This window comes from Nocardia sp. Marseille-Q1738 (assembly GCF_965283145.1).
The window spans coordinates 941,105-958,657 of sequence record NZ_CBDIMS010000001.1; the positions used below are offsets into that span (position 1 = coordinate 941,105).

Sequence of the window (17,553 nt, forward strand, 5' to 3'; positions counted from 1 at the left end):
GGCGATAGGCCGACATTTCACGGCGGGGAGTCATGCCCCGGTACGCATGTGCCGCGCTCAGGGGGCGACGGGTGGGCCCGAGCGGGTCGGTGCCTCCAGTTCGCGTACCACCTCGACGCTGAGGAACTCGGGAGCCTTGATCACCTTGCGGAGCATGAAGCGGATGAACGCTGGCATGTCGGTGGCGTTCTCGTCCCGATAGACGCGCGGCGTGCCGACCGCATAGTGCCTTCGTCTGGTTTGGAGTTCGCAACCATCCGCGGCGAGGACATTGCGCACCCAGTCCGCGTTCGAGCCGTACGTCAGTGCGATCACGTAGCCGTCTCCGCGGCGGAAGGCCCAAAGCGGTGTCCGGAAGATGTGTCCCGACTTGCGCCCGCGGTGGATCACCACCGCCCATCCCGGCGCCCACGGGGCGATGAACTTGGTGACCCGATTGAGCCCGATCTTGTTGGCTCGGGCGATCCATCGTGGAGCTGGCATCGAAAAATTCCTCACTTGTTGAGTTTCTCCGTCGAGCCTAAGAGGTGTGCGGCCGGAAAGTCAACGGCTGTAGAATTTCGTGCACTATGCCTCCGATGGGACGACGACCCGGCAAGACCGACACCCGAGATGTCTTGGTGGAGACCGCGCGCCGCAAGTTCGCCGAATCCGGTTACGACAAGACGACCGTGCGGGACATCGCGGCTGCCGCCGGAGTCGACCCGGCACTGATCCGGCACTATTTCGGCAACAAGGCCGAACTTTTCCGCGCCACTATGGGATGGCCGTTCGAGCCCGCCGACCTTGCCGCGCGGATCATCGACGGCGCGAGCGCAGCGATCGGCGACCGGCTGACGCGGGTGTTCTTCGAGGCCTGGGACCGGCCGGAATCGCGCGGCCCGCTGCTGGCTATCCTGCGCGGCGCGGCGACCCATGAGGAGTCCGCCAGTCTGGTCCGGCAGTTCATCCAGGGCCAGCTGTACGCGCAGCTCGCCTCCGCCCTGCCCGGTCCGAACGCCGAACTCAGGATCGATCTGGCGATGGCCCAACTACTGGGCATCGCCTACCTCCGCCATGTCCTGAAGGTCGAGCCGATCGCTTCGGAATCAGTCGAGGAGCTGATCGCACGGGTCGCGCCGGTGGTCACGAACCATCTGACCAGCTAGTCCGCCGGACTCCTCGCCGCTGCACAAGGCAGCGTTCCGGCGTGCATCGGCGAAGACAAAACGCCGCCAGGTCGCGAGACCTGACGGCGTTGAGCTGTCGGACGCCACGCCAACGTCACGACTCGGGTCGACGTCCCACAAGCGCCTCTCGGCGAGTGGTCGCTCTAAGCGACAAAGGGTGCGGCCCGGGGCTGTCCGGACGCCGACAGGGAGCTTCAACGACCAGCCGCCAGCACCTATTCCGCCGCGAATTCGTGATGCGCGCCACGGTGGGCGTCCGGTGGGGTCGATCAGCGCGGACGGCGATGGTCGTGCACCCGCACCGAATGGGCGGGCCTTACTCGGTCCGCGCGTCCGCCGACAAGGCCGACGCGGACGCCCTGGCGACATCCATGTCGATCTCCTGGATCTGGAGCGTCACCCCGTCCGGATCGACCACCCGCAGGCTGCGACCGAAGTCCTCGTCGAAGATCTCGTAGTCGTAGCCCTGCTCGCGCAATCGGCTCCCGACCACTTCCAGCTTCTCATCGGTCGCGAACCCGAGTTCGACCGATCCGGCGGGTCGTCCCTTCGACACCCTGAAGTCGTGCAATCCGACCGCCCCTGCATCGGCCGAAAGTTGCGCCCAGACATCGAGACTCGCGTTCGCATCGAACGCGAGCCCGAGACCGGCGTAGAACTTACGGCACGCTTCCACATCCGAGACGTACCTGATGGGCAGGACAGTCAGCATCTCTCACTCCTTCTTGGAACGGTCGCGACCGAGTATGGATCCACGCCGCACGCCGTGACCCGTTCCGCGGGGCATAGGCCGGGATTCGACACGTAACGCGCTCGATATGACGGATTCCGTCATGGTGGCGATCGCAAGGCACCGAACGGATCACACCATTGCGCGGACAACCGGGCAGGTCGGAGAACAGTGCCCCGATCGGGGCGGCACCTGCCGGCGCAGTCTTCGAGCGGGAAGCTATGCGACCGTTGTAGTAGACCTGGCCGGGTGGGGCGGCCAGGTGCGTTCATTTACAGCAAGCCCCACCAGTAGAGCAGGCTGGCCAGAATCCAGACCACCACGGTTTCCATCGTCGCTCCCAATCTCCTTGGCGCACTGATCTCCATCATCCCGCGATCGGTGGCCGTGCGGTAGGAGCTTGCCGCGTCACCACTTGGTAACTCTCCGCTACCTGCGGAATTGATCTTGCAAGGTGTTCTTAAGGGTGCGCCAAGCCCGCGCCTGCATTGTTGGTCTCGCGGGGAGCAAACGACCACCGGGGGTGGAACCGGGGAACGGCCTGTCTCGAGGGGTGACAGGCCAGGTCTCGGAGGGTGGTGTCCGCCGGGCCGGTCTACGAGGGGTGGCCGGCCCGGCGGACATGGGGTGCGGAGCGGTCGCTCGCGCTGGCTCTTCCTGGAGCTGACCGGCAACGAGGCGGTCGTTGCGGCTGCCGAAGGTAACCCACGGGTGTGCGGCACCGGACCCGACGCGGGGAACAGGCGGCCGGGCTGATGGTGAGCGTGATCGGCCCGGCCGACCAATCTGGAACCCGTTCTAGACAGTTCCGATATTTTGTCTTACCGTCGATACATGGTGAACGTTGCGTATCGGACGGCTCCCGTTTTCGAACTTCGTTCCGGCTCGACTTGGGCGTCGCCGTGGGAGATGTACGCCGCGCTGCGCGAGCAGGACCCGGTGCATCACGTCGTTCCGGCCGCGCGACCGGAGAACGACTACTGGGTGCTCACCCGGCACGAGCACGTGTACGCGGCGGCGCGCGACAGCGAGACGTACTCCTCACGCGACGGACTCACCGTGGAATACGGCGAACTCGACGAACTCGGTCTGACCGACGATCCGCCGCTGGTGATGCAGGACCCGCCGCGGCACACCGACTTTCGCAAACTGGTCGCCCGTGGGTTCACGCCGCGCCAGGTGGAGGAGGTCGAACCGGTGGTCCGCCGATTCGTGCGCGATCGGCTGGACGACATAGCGGGCCATGGTGGCGGTGACATCGTGAAGCAGCTGTTCAAGCCGCTGCCGAGCATGGTCGTGGCGCACTACCTCGGCGTGCCCGCGCAGGACCGGGCGCGGTTCGACGGGTGGACCGACGCCGTCGTCGCGGGCAGCATCGACCGCACGAACACGCGAGCCCGGGCGGCGTCGGCGGAGATGATGGGGTACTTCGCCGAGCTGATCAAGCGGCGCCGCACCGATCCCGGGGACGACACCGTGTCTCTACTCGTCCGAGCGGGGATGGCCGCCGACGACACGGATGTGCGCGGACTGGTTCAAATCCTGGCCTACACCTGGACCATGGTCGCGGGCGGAAACGACACCACGACGGGTCTGCTCGGCGGCGCGGTGCAACTGCTGCAACAGCATCCGGACCAGCGCGTCGCCCTCGCCGCCGACCCGGACCGGATTCGCATCGCGGTGGAGGAATTCGCCCGGCTGACCTCGCCGGTGCAGGGGCTGGCACGAACCACCACGCATGATGTGGAGCTGGCCGGAAAGACGGTGCCCGCCGGGCGCAAAGTTCTGCTGGTGTTCGGGTCCGCCAACCGGGACGAGCAGGCCTTCGGCGTCGACGCCGCCACTCTCGACGTCGACCGGAATCCGCAGCGCATCCTCACGTTCGGGCATGGGCCGCACCACTGCCTCGGCGCGGCCGCCGCCCGGATGCAGGCCCGCGTCGCGCTCGAGGAACTGCTCGACAGGTTCCCCAGGTACGTGGTCGACATCGAGGCGGTCGAGTACGCGAACGGTCCCTACGTCCGCAGGCCGACCACCGTGCCGTTCCGGTGCGCGGCATGAGCGGTGATTGGCTGGCCGACGGCCGCGCCGAGCTGGCCGGTGAGCGCATCCTCGACGCGGTCCGCGCGCTGTTCATCGACAAAGGGGTCAGCGGAGTGGGAATGGCCGAAGTCGCCGAGGCCGCGGGCTGTTCGAGGGCGACGCTGTACCGCTACTTCGAGAATCGACAGGCGCTCTACGTCGCCTTCGCAGGGCGCGAGGCGCGTCAACTGGTCCAGCGGGTGTGGCGGGAACGGGCGGTATCGGCGAGCGCGAAGCCGGAGGAGCAGCTGCTCGATACGTTGACCGCGCTGCTGACCGAGGTGCGTAAAACGCCGCATCTGGCGGTCTGGTTCGAACCGGCCAACGCGGGAATCGTTGCCCAGCTGGCGAATTCGCCGGGCGTGGTCGACGCGCTCGCGACGGACTTCGTCGCCGGATTCCGTCCCGAGTTGTCCGCGACCGCGGCCAAGCGTGTGGGCCAGTGGGTGGTACGCGCGATGGTGTCGCTGCTGACCTTGCCCGGCGCGGGCGAAGACGAGGAACGCGCCATGCTACGCACCTTCGTGCTGCCTTTCTTGCTCGACGGTCGGGCGGTGCTCGACTGACGGGGCGGCATCCGCCCGCCGTATCCGGACCGGCCGCTTGCTGCGCCGCGCGATCTGGGCCAGCATGCGGCCGCCGCCCCGGATCGCGGGTTACCGCATCAACCTTTCCGGACGCGGCACTAGGCGACAGTCACCCCTGAGTAGTCGGGCAGGTCGTAGGACTCGGTCTTGCTGAGCATCCGCATCATGACCGGCCGCATCGCCTTCGACATCATCAGCTTGCTGACCAGGTGCCCCGCGCGAATGCCGAAGCGGGACTTGGGCGTCATGGCATTCAGCCCGCCCGGCTGCAACTGCTGCGCCGTTTTCACGAAGGGGCGCAGCACCTCTTCGTAGCGTGCCAAGCCACGTTCGGGATCGGCAGCGCGGGCGGCGATCTCGCCGGCGAGGACGTACGCACCGACCAGCGCCATGGCCGTCCCCTGCCCGGTCAGCGGCGAGCCGCAGTAGCCCGCGTCGCCGAGCAGCACCACCCGGCCCCGGACCCAGCTCGGCATGTCGATGCGCGCCAGCTCGTCGAAGTAGAAGTCCGGTGCGTCGGCCATCGCCGCGGCGATGCGGGCGGACTCCCAGCCGCCACCGGCCAGTCGCTCGCGAATGAACTGCTGCTGGGCTTCGACATCCCGGCGCAGTGCGGGATTCGCCTCGGCACGAATCACGACAAGTGCTTTGCAGGTGCCGAGATCGGCATCGGGGCGCATGCCCAAGCCGGTGGCGCCGACCAGCGAGTGCATCGTAAACCAGTGCGGCTCCAGGTCTTCCGGCCGCGGCAGCGTGAAGAAGGACATGTATCCGCCCAGGTAGGTGGCGAACTGCTGCTCCGGGCCGAACACCATACGGCGGGTCGCGGAATGCAATCCGTCCGCGCCGATCACGATGTCGAATCGCTCGGTGGTGCCGGAGGCCAAGGTCACGTCGACGCCCGCGTCGTCTTGCTCGATCGCGGTGATCCACTCCCCGTAGCGGTAGTCGACGCCGCCCTCGGCGGCGAGCAGATCCAGCAGAACTTGATTCAGATCGCCACGGGTGATCTCGATTTCGGCGACCGCACCCTTGCCGTCGAACAGCTCGGCGGGCATGCGCAGGATCTCGCGGCCCGCGTCGTCGACGTACTTCATGCCGCGCTCGTCGAGTTGACAGTCACGGATACCCGGCATCATCCCCATCCGCTCGGCCACCTCGCGGCTCGGCCCGCGTAGGTCGACGGCCTGCCCGCCCGGCCGCGGCGCCGCGGCACGCTCCACGACGGTGGCCCGGATACCGGCCCGGACCAATTGCAGCGCAACGGCATTGCCGCCGATACCGCCACCGGCGACGAGCACTCGAAGCTGGCTGATTACGGACTTGGCGCTCATGACTTCCCTCGACTCCACTGATTATTCAAACGTCTCAGACATATGTCTAACAGACCCTGGCACACTTGTCTAGAACAAACGTCTAAATCAACGAGTACGAGAACGAGTGGCACATGGTCGCGGGGAAGTCCGAGAGGACTCCACCACCATGTGCCACTCGTGGGGGTGTTATGTGCGGTGGTGGAGGTAGGTTCGCCAGCTGGCGTAGCGGGTGATGTCGATGGCGGTACGCGCGGCGTCGTGGGTGCAGGTGAAGCCGATGACGCTGCGGCCGTCGGCAAGGTCGATGCTGGTCAGCGCCATGGGAGCGGGGAGGTCGGCGAGGAAGCGGCCGAGCCCGGCCTCGGATACCCGGAAGAGTTCCCCCGCGATCGGTGCGCCCAGGCCGGGCCCGTGACGCACCAGGCCCGGCTTGGGCGGTGTGGTGTCCAGCGCGGTCAGGCGGTAGGCGTCGGTGGTCCGGATCTCGCCCAGGAAGCGGGCGCCGAGTTGCTCGAGCTGCCAGTGCAGCGGTTGCCCGCGCAGGTGCGCGCCGAAGACGGCCAGGTCGACGCCGCGATCGACCAGCAGCGGCGCGCTTTCGTCGCCGAGCAGGCGAGCGGCCAGGTCTACGGCCACTTGGTCGGCGAAGGCCGGAGTGACCAGCATGACGCCGAACGGCGCACCGTCGGCGGTCGGTGCGCCCGGGATGGCGACAGCGGCCATATCCAGCAGATTGCAGAAGTTGGTGTAGGTGCCCATCCGCCGGTTGATCCCGATCGGGTCCGATTGCACGGCAGCGATACTGGGGTGTTCGGTAGTGGTGGGCAGCAGCAAGGCGTCGAAGCCGTGCAGCAGTTCGGCGGCTGCCGCTTTGGCGCGGGCGAGCGTGTCGAGGTCGGCCGCGAACGCGGGTCCGGTCTTCTCTCGTGCCGCGCCGACGATGGCGGCGACCGTGGGGTCGGCGCCCGCCGGTGCGGTATCGAGAAACGCGCCCACCGCCGCGTAACGTTCCGCGACGATCGCGCCGTCATAGAGCAGCAGCGCGGCGTCGAGCAGGACGGAGATGTCGATCTCTTCGGTTTTCGCGCCCGTGTCGGCGACCCCGGCGACGGTCCGGGCGAATGCCTCCCGATACGGCTCGCTGAGCGCGGCCAAGTCCTCGGCACGCGGCACGGCGATGCGCGGCGCGAGTGGAGCGGACAGCCGGACGTCGGCGGGCCAGGTCCGGCTGCGTGGGTCCCGCGGCTCCGGCCCGGCCATCACCGCGGCGGCGGTCACCGCCAGATCCAGGTCGGCGGCGAACACCGTGACGGCGTCGTAATCCGCGCAGGCGGGCACGGTTCCATGCGCGGGGATGACGCCCAACGTGGCCTTGACGCCGACGATCCCGTGCAGCGCGGCGGGCACCCGTCCGGACCCCGCCGTGTCGGTGCCGATACCGAGGTCCGCGACGGCGAGTGCCACCGCCGCCGCGGACCCCGAGCTCGACCCGCCGGACACCAGCTCCGGGTCGAGAGCGTTGCGCACCGGGCCGTACGGGCTGCGCGTCCCGACCAGCCCGGTGGCGAATTGGTCCAGGTTCGTCTTGCCCAGCACGAGCGCGCCCGCCGCGATCAATCGCTCGATCGCCGCCGCGGTCACCTCCGGGGTGTAGGCGAACTCGGGACAGGCCGCGGTCGTCGGCAGACCGGCCACATCGATGTTGTCCTTCACCGCCACCAGCAGCCCGGCCAGCGGCAAGGTCGCACCGGCGGCGAGCCGCTCGGCGACCACGGCCGCTTCGGCGGCGACCTCGCTTTCCGGCCGCAGCGTGATCCACACCTCCGGGCGATCCACCTCGGCTATCCGCCGATAGGCGGCCGCGACTCGTTCGACGGGGTCGGCCGCAGGGCTGCCTAGGACGCCTGGGGGCATTCAGTCGACTCCGATCACTACTAGGGGTGTGCCCGGTTCCACCTTGGCGCCGGGTGCGGTGAGTACCTTCAGCACGGTGCCGGCACCGGGGCTGTGCACGGGTAGTTCGAGTTTCATCGCCTCCAGCACGGCGACCGGCGCGCCAGCCGTGAGCCGTTGTCCCGCTTCGACTTCCACCCGCCAGACGTTGCCGATCATCGGCGCGGTCACCACGGTCGCGTCCGCGGGCAGGCCGGCCAATGGATCGGCGATCGGTGCGGCGACGGGGGCGACGGTGGTGCGTTCGAATTCGCCCGCCGCGCGCCACGCCGCCTTCTCCGCCTCGAACGCGGCGGCCTGCCTGCTTTCGAACTCGGCGATGGAGTCGGCCTCGGTGCGCAGCAGCCGAACATGGTCGGCCAGGGCGAAGCTGCCCTCGCTCACCTCCGCGTCGAACCGGCCCGCCTCGGCCGCCGCCCGGTACTCGAGCAGTTGCTCCGGGCTCACCGGTTCCCAGACGATGCGATCGAAGAACCGGAACAGCCAAGGCGTGCCCGGTTCGAACGGCGCGGATTGCCGGTAGCTCGACCAGATCGGCACGGTGCGGCCGATCAACTGGTAGCCGCCCGGCGAGGCCATCCCGTAGACGCACAGGTACTTGCCGCCGATACCGACGGCGTCGGACGGCGTCCAGGTGCGGGCCGGGTTGTATTTGGTGGTGACCAGGCGGTGGCGCGGATCGAGCGGAACCGCCAGCGGCGCACCGAGATACACGTCACCCAGACCAAGCACCAGGTATTCGGCGTCGAACACGGTGGTGCGCACGTCCTCGACGCTGTCGAGCCCGTTGACGCGACGAATGAACTCGACGTTCGACGGCAGCCAGGGCGCGGTGTCGCGCACGCCGCTGCGATAGCGGTCGATCGCCTCGGCGATGGACGGGTCGTCGAACGACAGCGGTAGCCGAATGGTGCGGCTCGGCACCACCAGGTCGGTGGTGGCGGGCAGCTCGAGTTCGAGGTCGGCCAGCGTGCCGAGCAGCCGATACTGCGGAAGTACCACGGGATCGAAATGGATGTGCAGGGACCGGACACCAGGGGTCACGTCGAGAATCCCGGGAAGCCGGGCCGCCGCGAGTGCTTCGGTGAGCGCGTGCACCCGCATGCGCAACCCGAGATCGAGCACCATCTCGCCGTACTCCACCAGGACGTTGTCGTCCCCGCCGCGCAGGTAGCGCACGCGCGGACGGTCCGAGGACGCCTCGACGCCACCCAAGATGCCGCGATCAGCGAGGGCTGCAAGGGAATCCGGGACGAGGTCGGGCACGCGGCTGCTGTTGGAGGAGCGCAATTCGGCCGCTTTGTCGTCGTCGACCGGCACGAACCGCACCGTGTCACCGGGACGGAGCTGGCCGAGTCGCCAGCGATGCGCGGACACCACCGTCAGCGGGCAGGCGAAGCCGCCGAGACTCGGGCCGTCGGGACCGAGCAGGATGGGCGTGTCGCCGGAGACGTTCAACGCGCCGACGCTGTAGGGATTGTCGTGCAGGTTGGACGGGTGCAGCCCGGCCTCGCCGCCGTCGGTGCGCGACCAGGTCGGCTTGGGGCCGTCCAGGCGGATGCCGGTGCGGTTGGCATGGCTGCCGACGCGCCACGGATGCGTGCAGAACTGGGCCATGTCGGCGTCGGTGAAGTACGCGGGGGCGGTCTGTGGTCCCACGCCGACGGCGAGGCGCCAGTCGTGGGTGAATTCCGGCCGCTCGTCCGGCGGCACCGCGGCGGGCGGGCCGAGCGCGTCGCCCGTGATCCGGGCGATGCCGAGTACGTCGCCGGTGGCAATCGCCTTTCCGGTGACACCGCCGAATCCGCCGAGCGTGAAGGTGGCGGCGCTGCCGTGATAGAGCGGAGCGTCGATACCGCCGCGCACCGCCAAATAGGTGCGTAAACCGGTGTCGGTGGGCGCGCCGATATCGAGCACGCCACCGGCGGGCACGGTGATGGGCTCCCACATGTCCACTGGGCGGCCGTCGACCGTCACGGGAGTCGGCGCGCCGGTCACGCAGACGGTGGTGGCGTCGGCGAAGCGCAATTGCGGTCCTTGCAAGGTGCATTCGAGCGCGGGGACGCCGATCGGATTGCCGACCGCGGTGTTGGCGAGGGTGAACGAGAGATCGTCCATCGGGCCGGACGGCGGAATGCCGACCTCCCACAAGCCGATTCGGCCCGGATAGTCCTGCACCGTGGTCATCGTCCCGCCGCGCAGCACGTCGATGCGATGCCCGGCCGGGCGGATCTCGGCCAGTGTGGTCGTGGTGTGCTCGATGCGCAGAACCCGGGCGTCGTCCGCCGCCTGACGTAGTTGCGGCAGGTTGGTCTGTACGCCATAGATGCGCGTCGTGCCGAGCGCGGCGCGCAACGCGGCGAAGGCGTCGGCGCGGTTCGCGCCGGAGCTGATCACCTTGGCCAGCAGTGGGTCGTAGTACGGGCTGATCTCCGAGCCGGTGTCGACCCACGTGTCGACCCGGACGTCGGCCGGGAACTGCGCGGACGTCACCAGGCCCGCGCTGGGCCGGTAATCGTGGCCCGGGTCCTCCGCGTAGACGCGTGCCTCCACCGCGTGACCGGTGATCGCAGGCCCGCTCTCGGGTTGTTCGTCCACCATCGAGGTATCGCCGCCCGCCAGCCGCAGCATCCATTCGACCAGGTCGACCCCGGTGACCGCTTCGGTGACCGGATGCTCGACCTGCAGGCGGGTGTTCATCTCCAGGAACGAGGCGGTGTCGTGGTCGGCGTCGTAGACGAACTCGACCGTCCCCGCCGACCGGTAGCCGACCGAGCGGCCGAGTTCTCGCGAAGCGGCGAGCAAGCGCTCCGTCAGCTCCGCGCCGAGTCCGGGCGCGGGAGCCTCCTCGATCACCTTCTGGTTGCGGCGTTGCAGCGAACAGTCCCGGGTGCCGAGACTGACGACCCGGCCGTGGCCGTCACCGAACAACTGCACCTCGACGTGCCGCGCCCGCGCCACGAAACGTTCCAGGAAGACGCCGGTCGAGCTGAAGTTCGCCGCCGCGAGGCGCTGCACGCGCTGGTAGGCGGCACGCAGCTGGTCCGGGCCGAAGCATGCCTGCATGCCGATGCCGCCACCGCCGCCGACCGCCTTCAGCATCACGGGGAAGCCGATCCGCTCCGCCTCCACGACCGCATGATCGGCCGAATCGAGCAGATCGCTACCCGGGATGAGCGGCACGCCGACCGCATGCGCCCTCGCCCGCGCGGTGTGTTTGTCACCGAAGACGCGCAGCTGCTCCGGGGTAGGCCCAACGAACGCGATCCCCGCCGCGGTCACCGTGGTGGCGAAATCCGCGTTTTCCGAGAGAAATCCGTAGCCGGGATGGATGGCACCCGCCCCGGTCGACAGCGCCGCTTCGATCACCGCATCGGCGCGCAGGTAGGACTCAGCCGCCGGGCTCGGCCCGAGATGCACGGCGACATCGGCCATTTCGACGTGCACGGACCCGACGTCGGCATCGGAGTACACGGCCACCGTCTTCAAGCCGAGCGCCCTGGCACTGCGCATGATGCGGCACGCGATCTCCCCGCGATTGGCGACGAGGACCGTATCGAATTCCAGACTCACTGCCGCTCCCCGCTAATCGGTGGCCAGCGACATCGCCGCGATCGCGCGCGTGACGCGTTCGAGCACCACGTCCAGCGACTCGCCGATGTGCGTGTGCAGCAGCCGGTAGGCCAGTGGGAGATCGTCCGCCAGAACCGCTTCCAGAATGCCGAGATGCTCGGCGATGGTGGTCTCGATCCGGTTGTTGACCATGAAGTCGTACATCCGCACGTGGCGGATGCGCGAGTTCACCGCTTTCAGCGCGCGCACCATCTCGGTGTTGCCCGCGGCGGTGAGCAGTGTGACGTGGAACTCCTCGTCGCGCACCACGAAACCCGGTTCCTGTTCCGGGGGATCGGCGCGCAGTTCCAGCCACGCGGCACGTTCGGCTTCCAGCAGTTCCCGGTCGTGGGTGACGGCGGGATTGGTCATGGCGCGCTGCAAACCGCCCAGCTCCAAGGTGATTCGCAGCTCATATAGGTCGCGGATCAGCGGGATGCTCGGCCGCACCGGGCTGAAGCCGTATTCTTCCCGTTGCAGTAATCCGTCCGAACACAAGACGGTCAGGGCTTCGCGAATCGGTGTGCGTGAGATGCCGAACCGCGCTGAGAGTTTCGGCTCGGTCAGCCGTTCGCCGAACTTGATGTCCCCGTTCATGAGTTCGCTGCGCAGAGCCGCGTACACCACGTCGCGCAGCGGCTTGCCCGCCGCGTCCGCCAAAGTGGCTATCCGTGTCGACATGCCTGTATACGCTATTGACCTCGGATGTCGATGGCGTGTCCGTAGGTTATCGCCGCGTTAGCGTCTGCTCACCGCGCCTGTCGGGGCGCTGTGCCGGGGTGGGTGTTCGATGGCGCGAAACGGAATCCGGCGCCGCGCCGACAGAGTTATCGGGTCGGTCAGCGAATTCACCGAGGAGACAAGGCATGAAGCGCAGCACGAAGTTCGCCGGAGCACTCGCCACCGCGGCGGTGGCGCCGCTCATCGCGGCAGGGAACGCCCAGGCCGACGCGGGCACGGTCTATTTTTCGGCGGGCAGCACCAACTGCGCGATCTTCGGGGACGGGTCCGTGGGATGCGATTTCGCCTACCCCTTGTTTCTGAGCTACCACGTGGGCAACTCCTACATTCCGGTGCCGGTGAAAGTGAGCGAAATGGTGATCGACCAGCCCTGGCTGCCCGCGCACCCCACCTTCGACCCCGGCACGCCGTACACGCTGCCCGGCGGCAATCCCAGCATCTACGACGTGAAGACCGGTTCGGGCCAGTGGGGACCGATCATCGAGCACGCGGGCTCGTCGTGTGCGGTGGGATTCCACGGCAGCTTGACCTGCCAGGCGAAGGGGCGTGGATTCAGTTCCTTCGGTGGGAACGTCGTCGCGTAATCGGCCGTCTACCGCGGCGCCTGGGCGGCCTCGCCCAAGCGGATGGCCTGCGCCGTCACCGTGCTCGCCGCTTCGCCGGCCAGGTAAGCCACAACCGCGGCGGGCTCGGCCGGATTCATCGCGGCGATGGCGGTCGCGAGTTCCGCGTTGTCGGTGGCGCCGACGCCATGGCTGATCGTGTTGACGGTGATCCGCCGCGCCACGAACTCCGGCGCCACGGCCTGGCCGAGTTGCTCGACCGCGCCTCGGGTCGCGTCGTAGACCGCGCCGTCCGGAGTGGGGGAGTCACAGACGGTGATGATCCGGCCCGCCTCGGCGAGGTGTTGCGCGGCCAGTTGGATCCCGTGGAACACGCCCCGCACCGTTGCGGCGAAGCCGACGTCGAACGCGTCCGCGCTGAGCTGCGCGAACGGCACGGACTCCGGCACCGCCGCGGTGTGGACGAGCAGGTCCCACCTACCGCAGTCCTCGAGCAGTGCCTCCACCAGTTCCTGGTACTCGGCCGGGTCGGCGACGTCCGCCGCCAGCCCGAGCGCCGCACCACCGGCGGCGGTGATCTCCTTGACCACGTCCGCCGCCCACTCCGGTATATGCGGATGGTGAACCACGACCTGCGCCCCTTGCGCGGCAAGCGTTTTCGCGATCTTCTTGCCGATTCCGGTGTGTGCCTCCGTGACCAGCGCGGTTTTACCGGCTAGCGGTTTGTCTGCGGGCACACTATCGACAGGCTCGCTCATTTGCCGACCTTTCGTCGATTGCGGAGTTTGGTTCTGCGAATGGTATTCGCTCGCATACCAGACGACGGCCACATCGAGCGTCATCGTGTCGGGTTCAGGCAATGGCGAGCGCGATTTCCGCTCCGCCGAGCAATACAGAACGGCTCCCAGCCGGTGAAGGCTGGGAGCCGTGTCGTGTCTCAACCACACGAGTCGGGGTGACAGGATTTGAACCTGCGACCTCTTCGTCCCGAACGAAGCGCGCTACCAAGCTGCGCCACACCCCGTGAAGCGAACCTGGAGTAGCTTACAACAGCGCGGGGTGAGACGTTAAACCGGCAGGTCAGTCAGCCTTCGAAGGCGCGAATGCTGGTGCAGATGCGCTTGGCGGTCTCGGCGTCGAGGGCGCGTGGGACGCCGGTGTCCGCGGCGATCACCATGGCGAAGGTTCCGCTGTCGGTGGGGAACGCGGCGGTGTAGATGGAGTACGCCGTCGCGCAGCCGGGCTTGGCCTCGGTGACGGTGCCCGTGGTCTCCACGAACACGCCGTGCTGGGATCCGTCCAGCGACGCCAGCGGCACGGGCGCGCCCGGTGTGCCGCCCGGAGTGCCCTGGTAGGCGAGTGTGGCGGTCTTGGTGCCGAGTTCGGTTGCCACGCGGGCGGGATCGGCGGTGTCCGAGCCGGTGAGGAAGGCGATCGTGCGGGTCGAGCCGGGGCAGTAGCCCTTGCCCTCGCTGGCATAGCCTTTTCCCGCGACGGTGTCGGGCGGGTGACCGAAGCCTCCGATGGTGTCCTGCGGGGCGATGGTCCAGTCGGCGGGCACGTCGTAGGCGGCGCCGTTATCGGGCGCCACGACCACCTGGAAGCCGGGGATGAGCGGGGTTTTGTCGCTCGCCCGGCCGGCGGTAGTCGTCGGCGCACTCTTGGTGGCCGGTGCGGGCGAGCCAGTCGAGGTGAGTGCACTCACCAGCGAGGGCGAGCTGCCCTGGGCGGAATCGTTGGATCCACTCTTGGTCAGCACCACGGCGCCCACCACGACACCGGCCACCAGCAGCACAACCAACCCGACCAGCAGCACCGCCTTTCCCCGGCCGCTCCCGCTCGGGCGGTAAGGCGGCGGCGGTCCACCGGACCCGCCGTGTGGACCGTAGCCGGGCCGGTACTGCTCGGGCGGCGGAGAACCATAGGGTCCCGGCCCGCCTACTGGTTGCCATTGGTAGTTCTGTTGCACGAACCGATCGGCGGTCGGGTGCCGGAGCACGACCGCACCGTCAACCCCTCCCGGCTCCGGGGTCGAGTGCGGACTGCCGGAGGGTGTGGGTTGGCCGAACGCACCCAGCGGTCGAGCGAGCATGGTCGGATCCACCTGCCCGGTGGTTCCGAGATTCGACTCAGGATGCGGCGGCCACTGCCCGGACGACGCGTGCTCGCCGAGGGACCGGGCCAGCATCGTCGGATCGTTGCGGCCGCTCGAGTCCTGCTCTGTAGGTGGGGATCCGTCACCCAGCGACTGGGCGATCATCGTGGGATCGGCCGTGTTCGGCGCCGAAGCACTATCCGGCGGCGTGACGGGACCACCCTGAGCGGCGGGTTGCCACTGGGGCGGCGCGGGTTGTCCGTGCGGCTGCCATTGCAAGGTCGGGTCCGGCTGGGGCGGCACGGGTTGTCCGTGCGGCTGCCACTGCATGGCCGGGTCGGGCTGGGGATTCGGCTGCCCTGCGCTGGATGGTCGGCTCTCGCCTCCGTCAACGGAGGTAACTGGCTCCCATTGCATCGTGGGATCGCTCTGTGCCGTCGACCCCGACCAGGTTTGATTCGGGTGACCTAGTTGCTGTGCGTCCGGCGATTGTCCCGCATTCCCGGTGGCTCCGGAGTAACCGACCGGCTGCCAGGGATAGGACGGTGCGGGTCCGTCACCCGTCGCGTGCGAACCGGGCCACTGCGACGTCGGGGGATACTCCGTCTGCCGGAATCCGCCCGTGCTCGGCCGCTGCTCCGAATCATGGTCGACCGCTTGTTCATTGGAGTCACGCCGCCATGGTGTGACAGGGCGCGGCGGTTGGTTCACCCCGAGTGGCTCCACGCCGGTCGGCTGCCACTGCGAAAAGGGTTGCGGTGCTTCGGACGGCGCGCCCGCCGGATCGTCGCGCTGTCCGTCGAATCCGCTCACGACTGCGCCTCGCTGGCGATCGGCTCCGTCGTGCGCGAGGGCGCGTTGTGTTTTCGGTTCACTCGCTGACCCTCGCTCCCAGTCTTCCCATACCTTGGCCGGGCTGGTTTCACCCGCACCGAAGTGCGGGCCAGAGCCCATCCCGTCCACGGACATTGGTCACCGGGGCTCGCGCTTCGGGTTCCCGGACCCAGGGCAGGGTGACGCTGTGCGTCCCGGATAGAGGGCAGTCTGCCACAGGGCACCGGCAGAGTTCTCCGACACACACTTAGCGGGCGACGGCCTCCGATGTCGACACACCGTGGCCCGTGTCGGCTCCCGGCCGTTTCGGCGGTGCGGCGACCAGCGTCAACAGGGTTGCCTCCGGACGGCAGCAGAATCGGTACGGCGCCCATGGCGAGGTACCGACGCCCGCGGAGACGTGCAACTGGGTGTGCTCGCCCCACTTCGACGGACCCTTCACCCGGGACCGGTCGATACCGCAGTTGGTGACCAGCGCGCCGTAGCCGGGCAGGCACAGCTGGCCGCCGTGCGTGTGTCCGGCCAGCACCAGGTCGTATCCGTCCTCGGCGAAGCGGTCCAGCACCCGCGGCTCGGGCGAGTGGGTGAGACCGATCCGCAGGTCGGCCATCGGATTCGGGGCGCCGGCGATGGTGTCGTAGCGGTCGCGCTGCAGGTGCGGGTCGTCCACACCGGCGGTGGCGATCCGGATACCCGCCACCTCGAGGTCGCGGCGCACGTGCGTCAGGTCGAGCCAACCGCGCTCGGTGAAGGCCGCGCGCAGGTCCTTCCACGGCAGCGGCGCGCCGAAGGTGCGGCGGTGGTTCTTCTTGAAGTACTTCAGCGGGTTCTTCGCCACCGGCGCGAAGTAGTCGTTGCTGCCGAAAACGAAAAGACCAGGACGGGAAAGCAGTCCGCCGAGGGCTTGGACCACCGCGGGCACCGACTTCTGATGCGAAAGGTTGTCGCCGGTGTTGATCACCAGATCGGGTTCCAGCCGGTCCAGCTCCCGCAACCACTGCTGCTTGAGCTTCTGACCCGGCATCATGTGCAGATCACTGAGGTGCAGCACCCGCAGCGACGACGACCCCGGCGCCAGCACTGGCATGGTCGCCTCCCGGAGAATGAAGGCGTTGCGTTCGACCAGCGAGGCGTAGCCGATTCCGGCCACCGCGGCCCCGGCGGCTCCCAGCGCGGTCGTGCGTACAGCAGAGGTCGAGATCACGGGCATTTGCCCAGCATAGGTGACCTCGCTCAGGAGCGCCGAGTGTGTTTCCGCACAAGCGACCAGTTCGTGCTCAGGAAATCGGACGCCGCGGCGAATGTAGTGGGACCGCCGCGCCCAAGCGGCTACCGTGAGCGGCATGTCGGAACTCAAATCGCAGCTGCGCGCGGACCTGACCGCCGCGATGAAAGCCAAGGACACGCTGCGCCTTTCCACGTTGCGGATGCTGCTGTCGGCGATCCAGACCGCCGAGGTCGCCGGCACCGAGGCGCGTGAGCTCACCGACGCCGAGGTCATCGCCGTGCTGCAGAAGGAGTCGAAGAAGCGCAACGAATCGGCCGAGGTCTACACGCAGGCCGGGCGCGGCGAGCTGGCGGCGAACGAGCACGCCGAGGCACGCATCATCGACGAGTACCTGCCGACCCAGCTGACCGACGCCGAGGTCGCCGATCTCGCCGATACCGCCATCGCGCAGGTCGCCGAGGAAATCGGCGAGCGGCCGGGCATGCGCCAGATGGGCCAGGTCATGAAGATCGCCACCGGACTGGCGGCGGGCAAAGCCGACGGCTCGCGCATCTCGGCCGCGGTGAAGGCGCGGCTGTAGCAGCGAATCCGCGCCGCGACCTCAGGCCCGGAGGCGGTAGCTTGCGTGGCCACGGAGGGCCAG

Annotated in this window: 14 protein-coding genes and 1 tRNA gene; 5 read left to right on the plus strand and 10 right to left on the minus strand. The window is 68.4% G+C overall.

Going from position 1 to position 17,553, the window contains the following annotated elements:
* Positions 1-57 precede the first annotated feature (57 nt).
* Positions 58-483, minus strand: a complete 426-nt coding sequence (locus ACWPXK_RS04225) for a nitroreductase family deazaflavin-dependent oxidoreductase (protein WP_454194671.1) — start codon at positions 481-483, stop codon at positions 58-60.
* A gap of 95 nt (positions 484-578) precedes the next feature.
* Here ACWPXK_RS04225 and ACWPXK_RS04230 point away from each other — a divergent pair, with 95 nt between their 5' ends.
* Complete coding sequence (locus ACWPXK_RS04230; RefSeq protein WP_454194672.1) at positions 579-1,148, plus strand: TetR/AcrR family transcriptional regulator; 570 nt, start codon at positions 579-581, stop codon at positions 1,146-1,148.
* 337 nt (positions 1,149-1,485) lie between these two features.
* Here ACWPXK_RS04230 and ACWPXK_RS04235 read toward each other — a convergent pair whose 3' ends face one another.
* Positions 1,486-1,881: a VOC family protein gene (locus ACWPXK_RS04235; RefSeq protein ID WP_454194673.1), complete on the minus strand. Its 396-nt coding sequence runs from the start codon at positions 1,879-1,881 to the stop codon at positions 1,486-1,488.
* A gap of 852 nt (positions 1,882-2,733) precedes the next feature.
* On the opposite strand from ACWPXK_RS04235, the gene ACWPXK_RS04240 reads away from it, so the two are divergent.
* Both ACWPXK_RS04240 and ACWPXK_RS04245 read left to right on the plus strand, forming a co-directional pair.
* A complete protein-coding gene (locus ACWPXK_RS04240) occupies positions 2,734-3,960 on the plus strand; it encodes a cytochrome P450 (protein ID WP_454194674.1) in 1,227 nt (408 codons plus the stop codon).
* Positions 3,957-4,547: a TetR/AcrR family transcriptional regulator gene (locus ACWPXK_RS04245; RefSeq protein WP_454194675.1), complete on the plus strand. Its 591-nt coding sequence runs from the start codon at positions 3,957-3,959 to the stop codon at positions 4,545-4,547. Before ACWPXK_RS04240 ends, ACWPXK_RS04245 begins: the two co-directional genes overlap by 4 nt.
* A 119-nt stretch (positions 4,548-4,666) precedes the next feature.
* Here the strand turns inward: ACWPXK_RS04245 and ACWPXK_RS04250 are convergent, their stop codons facing one another.
* From ACWPXK_RS04250 to ACWPXK_RS04265, 4 genes are all read right to left on the minus strand, one after another.
* Positions 4,667-5,902, minus strand: a complete 1,236-nt coding sequence (locus tag ACWPXK_RS04250) for an FAD-dependent monooxygenase (protein WP_454194676.1) — start codon at positions 5,900-5,902, stop codon at positions 4,667-4,669.
* Positions 5,903-6,070: 168 nt separating this feature from the next.
* Positions 6,071-7,798, minus strand: a complete 1,728-nt coding sequence (atzF, locus tag ACWPXK_RS04255; protein ID WP_454194677.1) for an allophanate hydrolase — start codon at positions 7,796-7,798, stop codon at positions 6,071-6,073.
* Positions 7,799-11,410, minus strand: a complete 3,612-nt coding sequence (gene uca / locus ACWPXK_RS04260) for an urea carboxylase (RefSeq protein ID WP_454194678.1) — start codon at positions 11,408-11,410, stop codon at positions 7,799-7,801.
* A gap of 12 nt (positions 11,411-11,422) precedes the next feature.
* On the minus strand, positions 11,423-12,130 hold the full coding sequence (locus tag ACWPXK_RS04265; RefSeq protein ID WP_040773044.1) for a GntR family transcriptional regulator: 708 nt from the start codon (positions 12,128-12,130) through the stop codon (positions 11,423-11,425).
* A gap of 185 nt (positions 12,131-12,315) precedes the next feature.
* On the opposite strand from ACWPXK_RS04265, the gene ACWPXK_RS04270 reads away from it, so the two are divergent.
* On the plus strand, positions 12,316-12,774 hold the full coding sequence (locus ACWPXK_RS04270) for a hypothetical protein (protein ID WP_454194679.1): 459 nt from the start codon (positions 12,316-12,318) through the stop codon (positions 12,772-12,774).
* An 8-nt stretch (positions 12,775-12,782) separates the two neighbouring features.
* On the opposite strand, the gene ACWPXK_RS04275 is transcribed toward ACWPXK_RS04270, so the two are convergent.
* From ACWPXK_RS04275 to ACWPXK_RS04290, 4 genes are all read right to left on the minus strand, one after another.
* Positions 12,783-13,511 carry an SDR family NAD(P)-dependent oxidoreductase gene (locus ACWPXK_RS04275; RefSeq protein WP_454194680.1) on the minus strand — a complete coding sequence of 243 codons (729 nt, stop codon included), beginning with the start codon at positions 13,509-13,511 and terminating at the stop codon, positions 12,783-12,785.
* 192 nt (positions 13,512-13,703) lie between these two features.
* Positions 13,704-13,777 (minus strand) — tRNA-Pro (locus ACWPXK_RS04280).
* A gap of 60 nt (positions 13,778-13,837) precedes the next feature.
* Positions 13,838-14,941: a hypothetical protein gene (locus tag ACWPXK_RS04285; RefSeq protein WP_454194681.1), complete on the minus strand. Its 1,104-nt coding sequence runs from the start codon at positions 14,939-14,941 to the stop codon at positions 13,838-13,840.
* Positions 14,942-15,929: 988 nt separating this feature from the next.
* Entirely contained in the window at positions 15,930-16,892 is a 963-nt protein-coding gene (locus ACWPXK_RS04290) for a metallophosphoesterase (protein WP_454194682.1), read from the minus strand.
* Between the two features lie 133 nt (positions 16,893-17,025).
* On the opposite strand from ACWPXK_RS04290, the gene ACWPXK_RS04295 reads away from it, so the two are divergent.
* Positions 17,026-17,490 carry a GatB/YqeY domain-containing protein gene (locus tag ACWPXK_RS04295; RefSeq protein ID WP_364326733.1) on the plus strand — a complete coding sequence of 155 codons (465 nt, stop codon included), beginning with the start codon at positions 17,026-17,028 and terminating at the stop codon, positions 17,488-17,490.
* Positions 17,491-17,553 lie beyond the last annotated feature (63 nt).